The following is a 17,242-nucleotide window of genomic DNA, read 5'->3' as shown; positions in this document are numbered from 1 at the left end:
TCGTCCCGATCGCCATGGAAGAGAAGCTCCGCTTCGCTATCCGTGAAGGTGGCCGCACCGTCGGTGCAGGCATCGTCGCTTCGATCATCGAGTAAAGAATTATCATTTGATCGGCGGTTCGCCGCCGGTCATTATGACGCCCAGCGTCATATAGGGGTATAGCTCAGTTGGTAGAGCGACGGTCTCCAAAACCGTAGGTCGCGGGTTCGAGCCCTGCTGCCCCTGCCATTTTTGAAACGGGTGTATGCGGCTTGACTGCATGCGCCCGTTTTCTATATAAAGGAAAGTCAGGCGGCGTTTACGCTGCCTTAACTTTTTCGACATTGCTCATATCGAGCGCTTTTCTAGCGGTCTATGACATTGTCGGAGAATGATAATTTCCTGCCGGATTTGTTGGCCGGGCAGGGAAGGCCGCAATCACACGATTGAATGGTGTGGTAGAGCGGTGTGTGCAAGGGTCGGATTTCCGACAAGCCTGTATGGTATTCTTTTAACCTTTGGGCTTGTGTTTTGTGGGAATCGATTCTATGTAACGTCAACAGACACGCGGTGCGTGGGGCTGATAATTCAGCTTTGCGCGCCGTATACGCGTGGGTTCCGGCTTCTGATTCGCTGATTGAAACGATTAGCTGTTCAAAGTTTGGAGGTCGCGCTCGATCAATGACAGAGCGGCAGATGGCATCCAAAACGAATCCGATCACCTTTCTTCAGCAGGTTCGCGCCGAAACGGCGAAGGTAACCTGGCCGACCCGGCGTGAAACGATTATCTCCACTATTATGGTGGTGATTATGGCGTTTCTGGCTGCTGCGTTCTTTTTCCTTGCCGACCAGCTTATGGCCTATGGCGTAGAATTTATTCTCGGCCTTGGTCGATAAGTCAGGATTGGGGAGTTTTTAGATGACGGCGCGCTGGTACATCGTTCACGCCTATTCAAATTTCGAAAAGAAGGTGGCTGAGGACATCGAAGCCAAGGCTGCACAGAAGGGTCTGTCCAATCTGATTGAACAGATCGTTGTGCCGACCGAAAAGATCGTTGAAGTGCGTCGCGGCCGCAAGGTTGATGCTGAGCGCAAGTTCTTTCCGGGTTACGTGCTCGTGCATGCCACGCTGACCGATGCCGTCTTTTCGCTGATCAAGAATACGCCGCGCGTCACCGGTTTCCTCGGTGACTCCAAGCCGGTTCCGGTTTCCCAGAAGGAAGTCGATCAGATTCTGAACCAGGTTCAGGATGGTGTTGATCGTCCGAAGACCTCGGTCTCCTTCGAAATCGGTGAGCAGGTTCGCGTTTCCGACGGTCCGTTCGCATCGTTCAACGGTATCGTTCAGGAAGTCGACGAAGAGCGCGCGCGTCTCAAGGTCGAGGTTTCCATCTTCGGGCGCGCGACGCCTGTGGATCTGGAATACGGTCAGGTCGATAAGCTCTGATCGTTTGCCCGCAAGGGTATTTCACTCCGGAGCGAGATCCTGAATTGAGCCTGAGGGCATAAGCGGGATCAAAAATCCAACCGGAGTGGAAGTGGTGGAAGGGAAGGCGGCTTAGCCGGTCGTCGATCTCCGGACCACCGAACTGCCCGTCAGTCTGACATTTGTCTGATTGGCGTCAGTCGAAAGCCGGGTTTCCCGGCGTCAATCGAGAAGCCGGTTTTCCGGCATTGTAAAAAAGGCAGAAAGTAATGGCTAAGAAAATTGCAGGCCAGCTCAAGCTGCAGGTAGCAGCCGGTGCGGCCAACCCTTCGCCTCCGATCGGCCCGGCTCTGGGTCAGCGCGGCATCAACATCATGGAATTCTGCAAGGCGTTCAACGCTGCCTCGCAGGAAATGGAAAAGGGTTCGCCGATTCCAGTCGTGATCACCTATTACCAGGACAAGTCTTTCACTTTTGTGATGAAGACGCCTCCGGTGACCTACTTCCTCAAGAAGGCCGCTAACCTCAAGTCCGGTTCGAAGACCCCGGGCAAGGCAAGCGCCGGCACGATCTCCCGCGACAAGGTTCGCACGATCGCTGAAGCGAAGATGAAAGATCTGAACGCCGCTGACATTGAAGCAGCAATGCGCATGATCGAAGGTTCTGCCCGTTCGATGGGCCTGGAAGTGGTGGGCTGAGACGATGGCGAAGATTTCCAAGCGCATTAACAAGATCCGCGAAGGCGTCGATCGTAACAAGCTGTACGATCTGTCGGCTGCTATCGGCCTCGTCAAGGAACGTGCAATCGCCAAGTTCGATGAAACCATCGAAATCGCGATGAACCTCGGTGTTGACCCGCGTCACGCTGACCAGATGGTTCGCGGCGTTGTCAACCTGCCGAACGGCACCGGCCGTACGGTTCGCGTTGCTGTTTTCGCACGTGGCGACAAGGCTGAAGAAGCCAAGAAGGCTGGCGCCGACATCGTCGGTGCGGAAGAACTGTTCGAAATCGTCAATGGCGGCAAGATCGAATTCGATCGCTGCATTGCAACCCCGGATATGATGCCGCTCGTCGGTCGTCTCGGTAAGGTTCTCGGCCCGCGTGGCATGATGCCGAACCCGAAGGTTGGCACCGTCACCACCGACGTTGCTGCTGCTGTTGCTGCTTCCAAGGGCGGTGCAGTTGAATTCCGTGTCGAAAAGGCTGGTATCATCCATGCCGGTATCGGCAAGGTTTCGTTCGACTCGCAGAAGCTCGAAGAAAACATCAAGGCTTTCGCTGACGCCGTCATCAAGGCAAAGCCGTCGGCTGCCAAGGGCGAATACGTCAAGCGCGTTTCGCTTTCCTCGACCATGGGCGTTGGCGTCAAGGTCGATCCGGCAACCGTCAAGGTCGTCGCTTAATCTATCTGGGCTCCGGTTCGCCGGAGCCTATGCCTTTCTCTTTAAGGGGAGGGCGCATCGGCGGCACGCCGGCATCGCGAAAGCGGTCGAAGTGCAAGAATTCCGGATCGTATGATCCGGATAGCCGGACGAAAGTCCGGTTATCCTGTCCGAGATTGCAGGCGGTCAATCATCTTCGGGTGATTTTCCTTAAAACATAGCCTGCATGAGACGTGGAATAACCCTGTTTCGCGTGTGAACGCATGCAAGGTTTGAACCGTAGTTGCCTTTGAGTGATGCCTGGCTTCCAGGATAGCTGAAGGGGACAGGATCCTCGAACGTCGGGCTGACTGTGAAGTTCGTCCGGCAAAGGCAACCCGGCAGGGCCATGTGGTCCTGTCTACTGGAGAGAGACAGTGGATAGAGCGGAAAAACGCGAATTTGTCTCGTGGCTGAACGGCGCTTTTAAAGAGTCCGGTTCGGTCGTCGTGGCCCACTATACCGGTCTCACCGTTGCGCAGATGAGCGATCTTCGCTCGAAGATGCGTGATGCAGGTGGGTCCGTTAAAGTCGCGAAAAACCGCCTTGCCAAGATCGCTCTTCAGGGCACGGAATCGGAAGGCATTTCTGATCTGTTTACAGGTCAGACGGTTGTTGCTTATGCAAACGACCCGATTGCTGCTCCGAAAGTAGCCGTCGAATTCGCCAAGGCTAACGACAAGCTCGTTATCCTCGGTGGTGCAATGGGTGCAACGACGCTTAACGCCGATGGCGTCAAGTCGCTTGCTTCGCTCCCATCGCTCGACGAACTGCGCGCAAAGCTGGTTGGAATGATCCAGACCCCGGCTCAGCGTCTCGCAGTACTTACCAGCGCACCAGCGGGCCAGATCGCTCGCGTTATTGGCGCGCACGCCCGGAAGAACGAGGCGGCGTAAGGCCGTTTTTCGCTGTCAATTGTTCAAACCTTGAAACTAAGGAAATACCAAAATGGCTGATCTCGCAAAGATCGTTGACGACCTGTCGGCACTGACCGTTCTCGAAGCTGCTGAGCTTTCGAAGCTTCTCGAAGAGAAGTGGGGCGTTTCGGCTGCTGCTCCTGTAGCAGTTGCTGCTGCTGGTGGCGCTGCTCCGGCTGCTGCTGCTGAAGAAAAGACCGAATTCGACGTCGTTCTCGTCGATGGCGGCGCTAACAAGATCAACGTGATCAAGGAAGTGCGCGCAATCACCGGTCTCGGCCTCAAGGAAGCTAAGGACCTCGTCGAAGGCGCTCCTAAGGCTGTCAAGGAAGCCGCTTCGAAGGACGAAGCTGAGAAGATCAAGGCACAGCTCGAAGCTGCTGGCGCCAAGGTCGAACTCAAGTAAGTTCGGACTATTCTGGCGGATGGTTTTCCATCCGTCAGTTTCCACCCGTAAGACGGTGGATCGACTAAGTGGAAACCCTTTTTCTGAACGCCAGAGCGGCTTTCAGGAAATGGGTTTTAGCCCATTAGAGCGCCACGCGTCGTTTACGACGCGTAAAGGTCGCTCTAATAGCTAGAATCCATGCATCGTGCTTTCCAAAAATCGACTTCGATTTTTGGGCCGATGCAAAAAGCACCCTGCGCACGAATCAGTGCGAAAGTTGCTTTGATACGACGAGATTGCGCATGGTCCGTTTCAGGTCTCATCAACTTGAAAAACCATACGCTCGAAGGACCGCCGCAAGGCGGCGCATGATAAAGGCCGCAAGGCGTGAGCAAGCCGCAAGGCTATAGAACGAGGAGCGACGATGGCTCAGACCCATTCATTCAATGGTCGCAAGCGCGTACGCAAATTTTTCGGCAAGATCCCAGAGGTCGCCGAGATGCCGAACCTTATCGAGGTTCAGAAGGCATCTTACGACCAGTTCCTAATGGTTGAAGAACCATCCGGCGGGCGTCCTGACGAGGGTTTGCAGGCGGTTTTCAAGTCTGTTTTCCCTATCCAGGATTTCTCCGGCGCTTCCATGCTCGAATTCGTCCGTTACGAATTCGATCCACCGAAGTTCGACGTTGACGAATGCCGTCAGCGCGACCTGACCTATTCCGCGCCGCTCAAGGTGACGCTGCGTCTTATCGTATTCGATATTGACGAAGATACCGGCGCGAAGTCCATCAAGGACATCAAGGAGCAGGACGTGTACATGGGCGATATGCCGCTCATGACCGACAACGGCACCTTCATCGTCAACGGCACGGAACGCGTGATTGTTTCACAGATGCACCGTTCGCCGGGCGTCTTCTTCGATCACGACAAGGGCAAGACCCACTCTTCGGGTAAGCTCCTGTTCGCTGCTCGCGTCATTCCTTACCGCGGTTCCTGGCTCGACATCGAGTTCGATTCCAAGGACATCGTCTATGCGCGTATCGACCGTCGCCGCAAGCTGCCGGCAACGACGCTGCTCATGGCGCTCGGCATGGACGGCGAAGAAATTCTGTCGACCTTCTACAAGACCGTCACCTATTCGCGTGACGGCGACAACTGGCGCATTCCGTATTCCGCCGACCGCTTCAAGGGCATGAAGATCATTTCCGATCTCATCGACGCGGATACGGGCGAAGTTGTTCTCGAAGCCGGTAAGAAGCTCACGGCCCGTTCGGCCAAGCAGCTTGCTGAAAAGGGTCTGAAGGCCATCAAGGCTACCGAGGACGACCTGTTCGGTTCCTATCTGGCGGAAGACGTCGTCAATTACGCAACCGGCGAGATTTATCTCGAAGCTGGTGACGAAATCGACGAGAAGGTCCTCAAGACGCTGCTCGATACCGGTGAAACCGAGATCAATGTTCTGGACATCGATCATATCAACATCGGCGGTTACATCCGTAACACGCTGGCTGTCGATAAGAACGAGAGCCGTCAGGATGCGCTGTTTGACATCTATCGCGTGATGCGTCCGGGCGAACCGCCTACGATGGATTCCGCCGAAGCGATGTTCAACTCGCTGTTCTTCGATGCAGAGCGTTACGACCTTTCGGCCGTCGGTCGCGTCAAGATGAACATGCGTCTGGACCTCGACGCGGAAGACACCGTGCGCGTTCTGCGCAAGGAAGACATCCTGGCCGTGGTCAAGATGCTGGTGGAACTGCGTGACGGTCGTGGCGAAATCGACGACATCGACAATCTCGGCAACCGCCGCGTGCGTTCGGTCGGCGAACTGATGGAAAATCAGTACCGCGTCGGTCTGCTCCGCATGGAGCGCGCGATCAAGGAACGTATGTCCTCGATCGAAATCGACACGGTCATGCCGCAGGATCTCATCAACGCGAAGCCCGCAGCGGCTGCCGTTCGTGAATTCTTCGGTTCGTCGCAGCTGTCGCAGTTTATGGATCAGACCAACCCGCTTTCGGAAATCACCCACAAGCGCCGTCTTTCGGCTCTTGGACCGGGCGGTTTGACCCGTGAGCGCGCTGGCTTCGAAGTCCGCGACGTGCATCCGACCCACTATGGCCGTATCTGCCCGATTGAAACGCCGGAAGGCCCGAATATCGGTCTGATCAACTCGCTTGCAACCTTCGCCCGCGTCAACAAGTACGGCTTCATCGAAAGCCCGTACCGTAAGGTGATCGACGGCAAGGTAACGAACGACGTTGTCTATCTGTCGGCCATGGAAGAAGCCAAGCACTCGGTTGCCCAGGCAAACGTTGAGCTGGACGCACAGGGCGGTTTTGTTGACGAATTCGTCATCTGCCGTCATGCCGGTGAAGTGATGATGGCGCCGCGTGAAAACGTGGACCTGATGGACGTTTCGCCGAAGCAGCTCGTTTCGGTTGCAGCAGCGCTCATTCCGTTCCTTGAAAACGATGACGCCAACCGCGCCCTCATGGGCTCGAACATGCAGCGTCAGGCTGTGCCGCTCGTTCGCGCTGAAGCGCCGTTCGTCGGTACGGGTATGGAACCGATTGTGGCTCGCGACTCCGGTGCAGCGATTGCAGCGCGTCGTGGCGGTTTCGTCGATCAGGTCGATGCGACCCGTATCGTTATCCGCGCTACGGAAGATCTCGATCCGTCCAAGTCGGGCGTCGATATCTATCGTCTGCAGAAGTTCCAGCGTTCGAACCAGTCGACCTGTATCAACCAGCGTCCGCTCGTTCGCGTGGGCGATCCGATCGGCAAGGGCGATATCATTGCTGACGGTCCGTCGACAGATCTCGGCGATCTGGCTCTCGGCCGCAACGTGCTCGTCGCGTTCATGCCGTGGAACGGTTACAACTACGAAGATTCGATCCTTCTTTCGGAAAAGATCGTTTCGGACGACGTGTTCACCTCGATCCACATCGAGGAATTCGAAGTTGCTGCCCGCGACACCAAGCTTGGACCTGAGGAAATCACCCGCGACATTCCGAACGTATCGGAAGAAGCGCTGAAGAACCTCGACGAAGCAGGTATCGTCTACATCGGTGCTGAAGTGCATCCTGGCGACATTCTTGTCGGCAAGATCACCCCGAAGGGCGAAAGCCCGATGACGCCGGAAGAAAAGCTTCTGCGCGCCATCTTCGGTGAAAAGGCGTCCGACGTTCGTGACACCTCCATGCGTATGCCGCCCGGAACCTACGGTACCGTTGTGGAAGTTCGCGTTTTCAATCGCCACGGCGTTGAAAAGGACGAACGCGCCATGGCTATCGAGCGCGAGGAAATCGAGCGTCTCGCCAAGGACCGTGACGACGAACAGGCTATCCTGGACCGCAACGTCTATGGCCGTCTCGCCGACATGATCGATGGCAAGGTTGCCGCTGCCGGCCCGAAGGGCTTCAAGAAGGGCACGACGATCAGCCGCGAACTCATGACCGAGTATCCGCGTTCGCAATGGTGGCAGTTTGCCGTTGAAGACGAAAAGCTTCAGGGTGAATTGGAAGCTCTGCGTGGCCAGTACGACGAATCCAAGAAGCTGCTTGAAGCACGCTTCATGGACAAGGTCGAAAAGGTACAGCGCGGCGACGAGATGCCTCCAGGCGTCATGAAGATGGTCAAGGTCTTTGTCGCTGTGAAGCGCAAGATCCAGCCGGGCGACAAGATGGCTGGCCGTCACGGTAACAAGGGTGTGGTTTCGCGCATTCTGCCGGTCGAGGACATGCCGTTCCTCGAAGACGGTACGCATGCCGACATCGTGCTGAACCCGCTTGGCGTTCCGAGCCGTATGAATGTGGGCCAGATTCTGGAAACCCACCTCGGCTGGGCATGCGCTGGCATGGGCAAGAAGATCGGTGAGCTTCTCGACGTTTACCGCAAGACGGCCAATATTGAGCCGCTGCGCGAGACGCTGGAGCACATCTATCCGGACAACGACCGCAATGAACCGATCCGGTCTTATGACGACGATTCCGTTGTCATGCTGGCCAATCAGGTGAAGCGCGGCGTGTCCATCGCAACGCCGGTCTTCGACGGTGCCGTCGAAGCCGACATCAATGCGATGCTGACGGATGCCGGTCTTGCGACTTCGGGTCAGTCGACGCTGTATGATGGACGTACGGGTGAGCCGTTCGACCGTCAGGTGACCATGGGCTACATCTACATGTTGAAGCTCCACCACCTGGTCGACGACAAGATCCACGCCCGTTCGATCGGACCTTACTCGCTCGTTACGCAGCAGCCTCTGGGCGGCAAGGCCCAGTTCGGTGGTCAGCGCTTCGGCGAAATGGAGGTCTGGGCACTGGAAGCATACGGTGCAGCTTACACGCTGCAGGAAATGCTTACGGTCAAGTCGGACGACGTGGCAGGCCGTACCAAGGTCTACGAAGCCATCGTGCGCGGAGACGACACATTCGAAGCGGGTATTCCAGAGAGCTTCAACGTTCTCGTCAAGGAAATGCGCTCGCTCGGTCTCAATGTCGAACTCGACGACACGCGCGATGCTGAACAGCCGGCCCTGCCGGACGCTGCAGAGTAAAAAATCGAGGCGCGCCATGGTCTTGCCGTGGCGCGCCCGTATACTCGTTTCCAGTGAAGGCGGATTTATTTGCCGCAAGAGGGAACGAGACCTACGGCAAGCCAGTTCAAAACTGAGTAGTACCGCGATTTCTTTTCCGGATGGCAGGGATTTTCAGCCTGTCATCGACGACACACAGGGCGGCGGATCGCCCTTAAGGAGAACGGCATGAACCAAGAGGTCATGAATCTTTTCAATCCTCAGGCTCCGGCGCAAACGTTCGATTCCATCAGAATCTCGATCGCCAGCCCTGAGAAGATTCTGTCCTGGTCATACGGCGAGATCAAGAAGCCGGAGACTATCAACTACCGCACGTTCAAGCCAGAACGCGATGGTCTCTTCTGCGCGCGCATCTTCGGCCCGATCAAGGACTATGAATGCTTGTGCGGTAAGTACAAGCGTATGAAATACAAAGGCATCATCTGCGAAAAGTGCGGTGTGGAAGTCACGCTCTCGCGCGTTCGTCGCGAGCGTATGGGCCATATCGAACTCGCAGCTCCGGTTGCTCACATCTGGTTTTTGAAGTCGCTGCCGAGCCGTATCGGCACGCTGCTGGACATGACGCTCAAGGATATCGAGCGCGTCCTGTATTTCGAAAACTACATCGTGACCGAACCGGGCCTGACCTCGCTGAAGGAGCATCAGCTTCTTTCGGAAGAGGAATATATGATCGCCGTCGATGAATTCGGCGAAGATCAGTTTACGGCTCTTATTGGTGCAGAAGCTATTTACGAGCTTTTGGCTTCGATGGAACTCGAAAAGATTGCCGCCGATCTGCGCGTCGATCTGGCCGAGACCACCTCGGACCTGAAGCAGAAGAAGCTGATGAAGCGTCTGAAGATCGTCGAAAACTTTCTGGAATCGGGAAACCGTCCGGAATGGATGATCATGAAGATCGTTCCGGTCATTCCGCCGGATCTGCGTCCGCTCGTGCCGCTGGACGGCGGTCGTTTCGCGACGTCGGATCTGAACGATCTGTACCGCCGCGTCATCAACCGTAACAACCGTCTGAAGCGCCTGATCGAACTGCGCGCACCGGGCATCATCATCCGTAACGAAAAGCGCATGCTGCAGGAAGCTGTGGACGCGCTGTTCGACAACGGCCGTCGTGGCCGCGTGATCACCGGCGCCAACAAGCGTCCGCTGAAGTCGCTGTCCGACATGCTCAAGGGCAAGCAGGGCCGCTTCCGTCAGAATCTGCTCGGCAAGCGCGTCGACTATTCCGGCCGTTCGGTTATCGTGACCGGTCCGGAACTGAAGCTTCACCAGTGCGGTCTGCCGAAGAAGATGGCGCTCGAACTGTTCAAGCCGTTCATTTACGCTCGCCTTGACGCCAAGGGCTATTCGTCCACCGTCAAGCAGGCGAAGAAGCTGGTTGAAAAGGAACGTCCGGAAGTCTGGGATATCCTTGACGAAGTCATCCGCGAGCATCCGGTTCTTCTGAACCGCGCTCCGACGCTGCACCGTCTTGGCATCCAGGCCTTCGAACCCACTCTGATCGAAGGCAAGGCAATCCAGCTGCATCCGCTCGTTTGTACGGCATTCAACGCCGACTTCGACGGTGACCAGATGGCTGTTCACGTGCCGCTGTCGCTTGAAGCCCAGCTTGAAGCACGCGTGCTGATGATGTCGACCAACAACATCCTGCATCCGGCAAACGGCGCGCCGATCATCGTTCCTTCGCAGGACATGGTTCTCGGCCTCTATTATCTGTCCATCGTGGCAGACAAAGAGCCGGGCGAGGGCATGGTGTTTGCCGATATGGGTGAACTCCAGCACGCGCTGGAAACCAAGGCTGTCACGCTGCACACCAAGATCAAGGGTCGCTTCAAGTCGGTCGATGCCGAAGGCAAGCCAGTGTCGAAGATCTTCGACACGACGCCTGGCCGCATGATCATTGGCGAGCTTCTGCCGAAGAACGTCATGGTGCCGTTTGACATCTGCAATCAGGAGATGACCAAGAAGAACATCTCCAAGATGATCGATCACGTCTACCGCCATTGCGGTCAGAAAGAGACGGTTATCTTCTGCGATCGCATCATGCAGCTCGGCTTTGCCCATGCCTGCCGTGCGGGTATCTCGTTTGGTAAGGATGACATGGTCATTCCGGATACCAAGGCGAAGATCGTTGCAGACACCGAAGCGCTTACGACCGAATACGAACAGCAGTACAATGACGGCCTGATCACTCAGGGCGAAAAGTACAACAAGGTCGTCGACGCCTGGGGTAAGGCAACCGACAAGATCACCGAAGAGATGATGGCGCGCCTCAAGGCCGTTGAATTCGATCCGGTGACCGGTCGCCAGAAGCAGATGAACTCGGTCTACATGATGTCGCATTCGGGTGCCCGTGGTTCGGTCAACCAGATGCGTCAGCTTGGCGGTATGCGCGGCCTGATGGCCAAGCCGTCGGGTGAAATCATCGAAACCCCGATCATCTCGAACTTCAAGGAAGGCCTGACCGTTAACGAGTACTTCAACTCGACCCACGGTGCCCGTAAGGGTCTGGCAGATACCGCCTTGAAGACCGCTAACTCGGGCTACCTGACCCGTCGTCTCGTTGACGTTGCACAGGATGCGATCATTTCGGAAGTCGATTGCGGCGCCGAAATCGGTCTCACCATGCAGCCGATCGTCGATGCCGGTCAGATCGTGGCTTCGATTGGTCAGCGCGTTCTGGGCCGTACGGCTCTGGATCCGATCCTGCATCCGACCACCGGCGAAGTCATCGTCGAAGCCGGCCGCATGATCGAGGAAAAGGACGTCGAGATCATCGAGAAGGCGTCGATCCAGTCGATCCGTATTCGTTCGGCACTGACTTGCGAAACCCGCAACGGCGTTTGCGCCAAGTGCTACGGTCGCGACCTCGCACGCGGTACTCCGGTCAACCAGGGTGAAGCTGTCGGCGTTATCGCTGCTCAGTCGATCGGCGAGCCGGGCACCCAGCTCACCATGCGTACCTTCCACTTGGGCGGCACGGCACAGGTTGTCGACTCGTCCTATCTGGAAGCCTCGTATGAAGGTACCGTCAAGCTGCGTAACCGCAATGTGGTTCGCAACTCCGATGGCAACCTCGTGGTGATGGGCCGTAACATGGCTGTCCTGATCCTCGACAACACGGGCAAGGAACGTGCGGTCCATCGTGTGACCTACGGTTCGCGTCTGTTCGTTGACGAGGCCGACACGGTCAAGCGTGGTCAGCGTATTGCCGAATGGGATCCGTACACCCGTCCGATCATGACCGAAGTTGAAGGCTACGTTGAGTTCGAAGATCTCGTCGATGGTCTTTCGGTTTCGGAATCGGCCGACGAGTCGACCGGTATCACCAAGCGCGTCGTTATCGACTGGCGTTCGACCCCTCGCGGTTCGGATCTCAAGCCTGCCATGGTCATCAAGGACAAGGCCGGCAAGATCCTCAAGCTGTCGAAGGGTGGCGATGCCCGCTTCATGCTCTCGGTGGAATCGATCCTTTCGGTCGAACCGGGCAGCCATGTAAAGGCTGGTGACGTTATCGCCCGTCTGCCGATGGAAAGCGCCAAGACCAAGGACATCACCGGTGGTCTGCCGCGCGTTGCCGAACTGTTCGAAGCACGTCGTCCGAAGGACCATGCCGTCATCGCAGAGATCGATGGTACTGTTCGTTTCGGTCGCGACTACAAGAACAAGCGTCGCATCATCATCGAGCCGAACGACGAAACGATCGAGCCGGTCGAGTACCTCATTCCGAAGGGCAAGCCGTTCCATCTTCAGGACGGCGACGTCATCGAAAAGGGTGAGTACATCCTCGACGGCAACCCGGCACCGCATGACATTCTGGCGATCAAGGGCGTCGAAGCTCTGGCTTCGTACCTCGTGAACGAAATCCAGGAAGTCTATCGTTTGCAGGGCGTTTTGATCAACGACAAGCACATCGAAGTGATTGTCCGTCAGATGCTGCAGAAGGTTGAGATCACCGATTCCGGCGATACCGGTTACATCACCGGCGATCACGTGGATCGTATCGAACTCGACGAGATCAACGAACGCCTGGTCGAAGAAGGCAAGAAGCCGGGTTCCGGCAATCCTGTCCTCCTCGGTATCACCAAGGCTTCGTTGCAGACTCCGTCCTTCATCTCGGCTGCGTCGTTCCAGGAAACGACCCGCGTGCTTACCGAAGCTGCGGTCGCCGGCAAGATGGACACGTTGCAGGGTCTCAAGGAAAACGTCATCGTCGGCCGTCTCATCCCGGCCGGTACTGGCGGCATGACCAACCAGATCCGTCGCATCGCGACGGCTCGCGACGAGCTGATCATCGACGAGCGCCGCAAGTCTTCCGGCTCTTCGGAAGCCAATGCGATGCTGGTGGACATGACCAACAACGCTGCCGAGTAATCGGTAGATACAAAACTGAAAAAGGCCGCCCTTCGAGGCGGCCTTTTTGTTTGTCTTCGGTCGGCAGGGCAGGCGGTTGCAAGAGCAAAAGAAAAAGGCGCATCCGATTTCCGGAATGCGCCTCATTCTTTCAAGCCATGCTCGGCTAGTGCTTACTCTTCTTCTTCGTCGTCGCCGTCGAATTCAATCAGCGCGACTTCGCCGCTCAGAGCGGTTGCCCATGCACTTTTGTGCGGCTCTTCGGCAGGCTCTTCGGTGAGGGTGCCCATCTCGAGAAGTTCAGCTTCATGATAACCTTCTTCAGCGAGAATGCCGAGAACGGTCTGAACCAGATCTTCGTCTTCGTCAGCCTTCATGAGCAGATGGACTTCAACGGGGGAATCTTCACCTTCGTTCCAGACGTCTGCGATGACCAGGTGGACGGTTGGCGAATCGTCGCCGGTGGATGCGGTAGTGGAAGACATTGAGAATCTCTTAATATTGGGTTGCGTTTCGACTCGGATGTGTTTCAATAACGGCTCCGGGGCGTCAACGCTATGCTGCCACGTGAAAATGACGGTTTTGATCGCGAAATAAGTGCGATTTCACGCTGATCACAGCGCAATAACCTGTCCGGCGAAGACCGAAACGCCGGTTTCCTGCCCTTTGGCTAAGAAACTTGGCTCTGCTCCCTTGACGAAACGTCGCGAAAGACGTATCAGCAGCCCATCTGAGCCGATGTGAGACTGGCTTGTTCGGGACGACGCGTCCTGAAGTTCGTCTCAAACAGGGTTCGTTTTACGATCGAAATGCAACTTGCCGTTCGCATGAAGCGTCAGCTTCCTCTGCTTTTGTTCGGGGTGGTCACCGGTTGTCGTGACTTGTCCCGAATTTGTGCATCAGCATGGCGGTGAAACGGCCCGTATGGGCGTGGATACGAGATTTTTTATAGAGGAAGGTTGTATGCCAACCGTAAACCAGCTTATCCGCAAGCCGCGCATTGCGCCGGTAAAGCGCAATAAGGTTCCTGCACTGCAGGCAAACCCTCAGAAGCGCGGCGTTTGCACCCGCGTGTACACGACGACCCCGAAGAAGCCGAACTCGGCTCTCCGTAAGGTTGCCAAGGTTCGTCTGACGAACGGCTTCGAAGTTATCGGTTATATCCCTGGTGAAGGGCATAACCTGCAGGAGCACTCGGTCGTCATGATCCGCGGCGGTCGCGTAAAGGACTTGCCGGGTGTGCGTTACCACATCATCCGCGGCGTTCTCGATACCCAGGGTGTCAAGAACCGCAAGCAGCGCCGTTCGAAGTACGGTGCAAAGCGTCCGAAGTAAGATTTTCCGGGGATACCGGCTGCCGTAAGGTGAGCTGAGCCCGATGTAATTGAAAGAAAAGACGAAATGTCTAGACGTCATAAAGCTGAGAAGCGTGAGATCAATCCGGATCCAAAGTTCGGCGATCTCGTTATCACGAAGTTCATGAATGCAGTCATGCTGCATGGCAAGAAGTCGGTTGCTGAAAGCATCGTTTACGGTGCGCTCGATTCAATCGAAGCCAAGGCAAAGTCCGAGCCGGTCGCGCTGTTCCATCAGGCGCTCGACAACGTAGCTCCGCACATCGAAGTCCGTTCGCGCCGCGTTGGTGGTGCAACCTATCAGGTTCCGGTTGATGTGCGTCCAGAACGCCGCCAGGCACTTGCCATCCGTTGGCTCATCAATGCAGCTCGTGGCCGTAACGAGACGACAATGATTGATCGTCTTTCCGGTGAGCTGCTTGACGCTGCTAACAGCCGTGGTTCTGCTGTGAAGAAGCGTGAAGACACGCACCGCATGGCTGAAGCCAACCGCGCCTTCTCGCATTACCGCTGGTAATCGTCGAAACCTATTCAAAGAGCGACTATCATGGCCCGCGAATACAAAATCGAAGACTACCGCAATTTCGGTATCATGGCTCACATCGACGCCGGTAAGACGACGATGACCGAGCGCATCCTGTTCTACACCGGTAAGAACCATAAGATCGGCGAAACCCACGATGGTGCGTCGACCATGGACTGGATGGAGCAGGAACAGGAACGCGGTATCACCATCACTTCCGCTGCCACGACCACGTTCTGGCAGGGTCAGGATGGCAAGAAGCGCCGCTTCAACATCATCGACACTCCGGGCCACGTCGACTTCACGATTGAAGTCGAGCGTTCGCTCCGTGTTCTCGACGGCGCAATCGCGCTGCTCGACGCCAACGCTGGCGTTGAGCCTCAGACGGAAACCGTGTGGCGTCAGGCTGAAAAGTACCACGTCCCGCGTATGGTCTTCGTCAACAAGATGGACAAGATCGGTGCTGACTTCTTCCGTTGCGTTGAAATGGTCGGCTCGCGTCTTGGCGCTATTGCACTTCCGGTTCAGCTGCCGATCGGCGCTGAAAACGAATTCACCGGCGTTATCGATCTGATCGAAATGAAGGCCCTGACCTGGGACGGCTCCATCGGCGCTGCTGCCGAAGTTGGCGAAATCCCTGCAGACCTCAAGGACCAGGCTGAAGAATACCGCGAAAAGCTCATCGAGCTGGCCGTGGAAATCGACGAAGCTGCAATGGAAGCTTACCTCGAAGGCACCATGCCGACGAACGAACAGCTCCGTGCACTGATCCGCCGTGGCACCATCGACGTTAAGTTCCATCCGGTTCTTTGCGGTACGGCGTTCAAGAACCGTGGCATTCAGCCGCTTCTCGACGCAGTTGTGGAATTCCTGCCGGCTCCGACCGATGTTCCTGCAATTAAGGGCATCGATGTCAAGACCGAAACGGAAACCACCCGTGAATCTTCGGATGAAGCACCGCTTTCGATGCTCGCATTCAAGATCATGAACGATCCGTTCGTTGGTTCGCTGACCTTCGCTCGTATTTACTCGGGCAAGCTGACCAAGGGCATTTCGCTCGAAAACACAGTCAAGGGCAAGCGTGAGCGCATCGGCCGTATGCTGCAGATGCACTCGAACAGCCGTGAAGACATCGAAGAAGCCTTCGCAGGCGACATCGTTGCTCTGGCTGGCCTCAAGGAAACCACCACTGGCGATACGCTCTGCGATCCGCTGAAGCCGGTTATCCTTGAACGCATGGAATTCCCGGATCCGGTTATCGAAATCGCGATCGAGCCGAAGACCAAGGCCGACCAGGAAAAGATGGGCATCGCGCTCAATCGTCTGGCAGCTGAAGATCCTTCGTTCCGCGTCAAGTCGGATGAAGAATCCGGTCAGACCATCATCGCCGGCATGGGCGAACTTCACCTCGACATTCTCGTCGATCGCATGAAGCGCGAATTCAAGGTTGAAGCTAACGTCGGTGCTCCGCAGGTTGCTTACCGTGAATCGATCACCCGTCAGGCTGAAATCGATTACACCCACAAGAAGCAGTCGGGTGGTTCGGGTCAGTTCGCTCGCGTGAAGATCATCTTCGAACCGCATGATGGCGACGATTTCATCTTCGAATCGAAGATCGTCGGCGGCTCGGTTCCGAAGGAATACATTCCGGGTGTCCAGAAGGGTATCGAAAGCGTCATGGGTGCGGGTCCGCTCGCCGGCTTCCCGATGCTCGGCGTGAAGGCCACCCTGATCGACGGCGCGTACCATGACGTTGACTCGTCTGTTCTCGCCTTCGAAATCGCGTCCCGTGCAGCGTTCCGTGAAGGTGCGCAGAAGGCTGGCGCCCAGCTCCTCGAGCCGATCATGAAGGTCGAGGTTGTTACGCCGGAAGATTACGTTGGTGACGTTATTGGCGATCTGAACTCGCGTCGCGGTCAGATTTCCGGCACCGAAGCCCGCGGCATCGCCACGGTCGTCAATGCAAACGTTCCGCTTGCCAACATGTTTGGCTACGTGAACTCGCTGCGTTCGATGTCCCAGGGCCGTGCACAGTACACGATGCAGTTCGACCATTATGAGCCGGTTCCGACGGCGGTCGCACAGGAAATCCAAAAGAAGTTTGCGTAACCGTCTAGGTTACGCTCCCAATCAAAAGAATGCCTGAGCAGGCTAAATTTACGGAGAGCTCAAATGGCAAAGAGTAAGTTTGAACGTAACAAGCCCCACGTTAACATCGGCACCATCGGTCACGTTGACCATGGCAAGACCTCGTTGACTGCGGCAATCACGAAGTTCTTCGGTGA

General features: G+C 56.3%; 14 protein-coding genes and 1 tRNA gene. 14 read left to right on the top strand and 1 reads right to left on the bottom strand.

The window, feature by feature from the left end; translation table 11 throughout:
- From FHW00_RS23965 to rpoC, 10 genes are all read left to right on the top strand, one after another.
- The coding region (locus FHW00_RS23965) for an EF-Tu C-terminal domain-related protein (protein ID WP_132229124.1) at positions 1-95 on the top strand (95 nt) is incomplete at its 5' end.
- A 57-nt stretch (positions 96-152) separates the two neighbouring features.
- A tRNA-Trp gene (locus tag FHW00_RS23960) sits at positions 153-228 on the top strand.
- 447 nt (positions 229-675) lie between these two features.
- The gene (gene secE / locus FHW00_RS23955; RefSeq protein WP_078341276.1) at positions 676-876 is read left to right on the top strand and encodes a preprotein translocase subunit SecE; all 201 of its coding nucleotides are present in this window, start codon (positions 676-678) and stop codon (positions 874-876) included.
- Between the two features lie 22 nt (positions 877-898).
- Positions 899-1,426, top strand: coding sequence for a transcription termination/antitermination protein NusG (nusG, locus tag FHW00_RS23950; RefSeq protein WP_078341275.1), 528 nt, complete (start codon positions 899-901; stop codon positions 1,424-1,426).
- A 248-nt stretch (positions 1,427-1,674) separates the two neighbouring features.
- Positions 1,675-2,103, top strand: a complete 429-nt coding sequence (gene rplK, locus FHW00_RS23945; RefSeq protein ID WP_010659903.1) for a 50S ribosomal protein L11 — start codon at positions 1,675-1,677, stop codon at positions 2,101-2,103.
- 4 nt (positions 2,104-2,107) lie between these two features.
- A complete protein-coding gene (rplA, locus tag FHW00_RS23940) occupies positions 2,108-2,809 on the top strand; it encodes a 50S ribosomal protein L1 (protein WP_078341274.1) in 702 nt (233 codons plus the stop codon).
- A gap of 395 nt (positions 2,810-3,204) precedes the next feature.
- Positions 3,205-3,723: a 50S ribosomal protein L10 gene (gene rplJ / locus FHW00_RS23935; protein WP_010659905.1), complete on the top strand. Its 519-nt coding sequence runs from the start codon at positions 3,205-3,207 to the stop codon at positions 3,721-3,723.
- A 52-nt stretch (positions 3,724-3,775) separates the two neighbouring features.
- Entirely contained in the window at positions 3,776-4,150 is a 375-nt protein-coding gene (rplL, locus tag FHW00_RS23930; RefSeq protein WP_061346151.1) for a 50S ribosomal protein L7/L12, read from the top strand.
- A 406-nt stretch (positions 4,151-4,556) separates the two neighbouring features.
- A complete protein-coding gene (rpoB, locus tag FHW00_RS23925) occupies positions 4,557-8,690 on the top strand; it encodes a DNA-directed RNA polymerase subunit beta (RefSeq protein WP_078341273.1) in 4,134 nt (1,377 codons plus the stop codon).
- 207 nt (positions 8,691-8,897) lie between these two features.
- The gene (gene rpoC, locus FHW00_RS23920) at positions 8,898-13,100 is read left to right on the top strand and encodes a DNA-directed RNA polymerase subunit beta' (RefSeq protein WP_078341271.1); all 4,203 of its coding nucleotides are present in this window, start codon (positions 8,898-8,900) and stop codon (positions 13,098-13,100) included.
- A gap of 152 nt (positions 13,101-13,252) precedes the next feature.
- Here the strand turns inward: rpoC and FHW00_RS23915 are convergent, their stop codons facing one another.
- Complete coding sequence (locus tag FHW00_RS23915) at positions 13,253-13,564, bottom strand: hypothetical protein (protein ID WP_078341270.1); 312 nt, start codon at positions 13,562-13,564, stop codon at positions 13,253-13,255.
- Between the two features lie 478 nt (positions 13,565-14,042).
- Here FHW00_RS23915 and rpsL point away from each other — a divergent pair, with 478 nt between their 5' ends.
- The 4 genes from rpsL to FHW00_RS23895 form a co-directional block, all read left to right on the top strand.
- Positions 14,043-14,414: a 30S ribosomal protein S12 gene (rpsL, locus tag FHW00_RS23910; protein WP_006471111.1), complete on the top strand. Its 372-nt coding sequence runs from the start codon at positions 14,043-14,045 to the stop codon at positions 14,412-14,414.
- 66 nt (positions 14,415-14,480) lie between these two features.
- Positions 14,481-14,951: a 30S ribosomal protein S7 gene (gene rpsG / locus FHW00_RS23905; protein WP_078341269.1), complete on the top strand. Its 471-nt coding sequence runs from the start codon at positions 14,481-14,483 to the stop codon at positions 14,949-14,951.
- Between the two features lie 30 nt (positions 14,952-14,981).
- Positions 14,982-17,066 carry an elongation factor G gene (fusA, locus tag FHW00_RS23900; RefSeq protein ID WP_078341268.1) on the top strand — a complete coding sequence of 695 codons (2,085 nt, stop codon included), beginning with the start codon at positions 14,982-14,984 and terminating at the stop codon, positions 17,064-17,066.
- A gap of 63 nt (positions 17,067-17,129) precedes the next feature.
- Positions 17,130-17,242: GTP-binding protein (locus FHW00_RS23895; protein WP_374831129.1), on the top strand; the 113-nt coding region annotated here is incomplete at its 3' end.

This window comes from Ochrobactrum sp. P6BSIII, from assembly GCF_014138065.1.
Taxonomy (GTDB): Bacteria; Pseudomonadota; Alphaproteobacteria; order Rhizobiales; family Rhizobiaceae; genus Brucella.
This window is presented reverse-complemented; position numbering and strand designations above follow the sequence as displayed.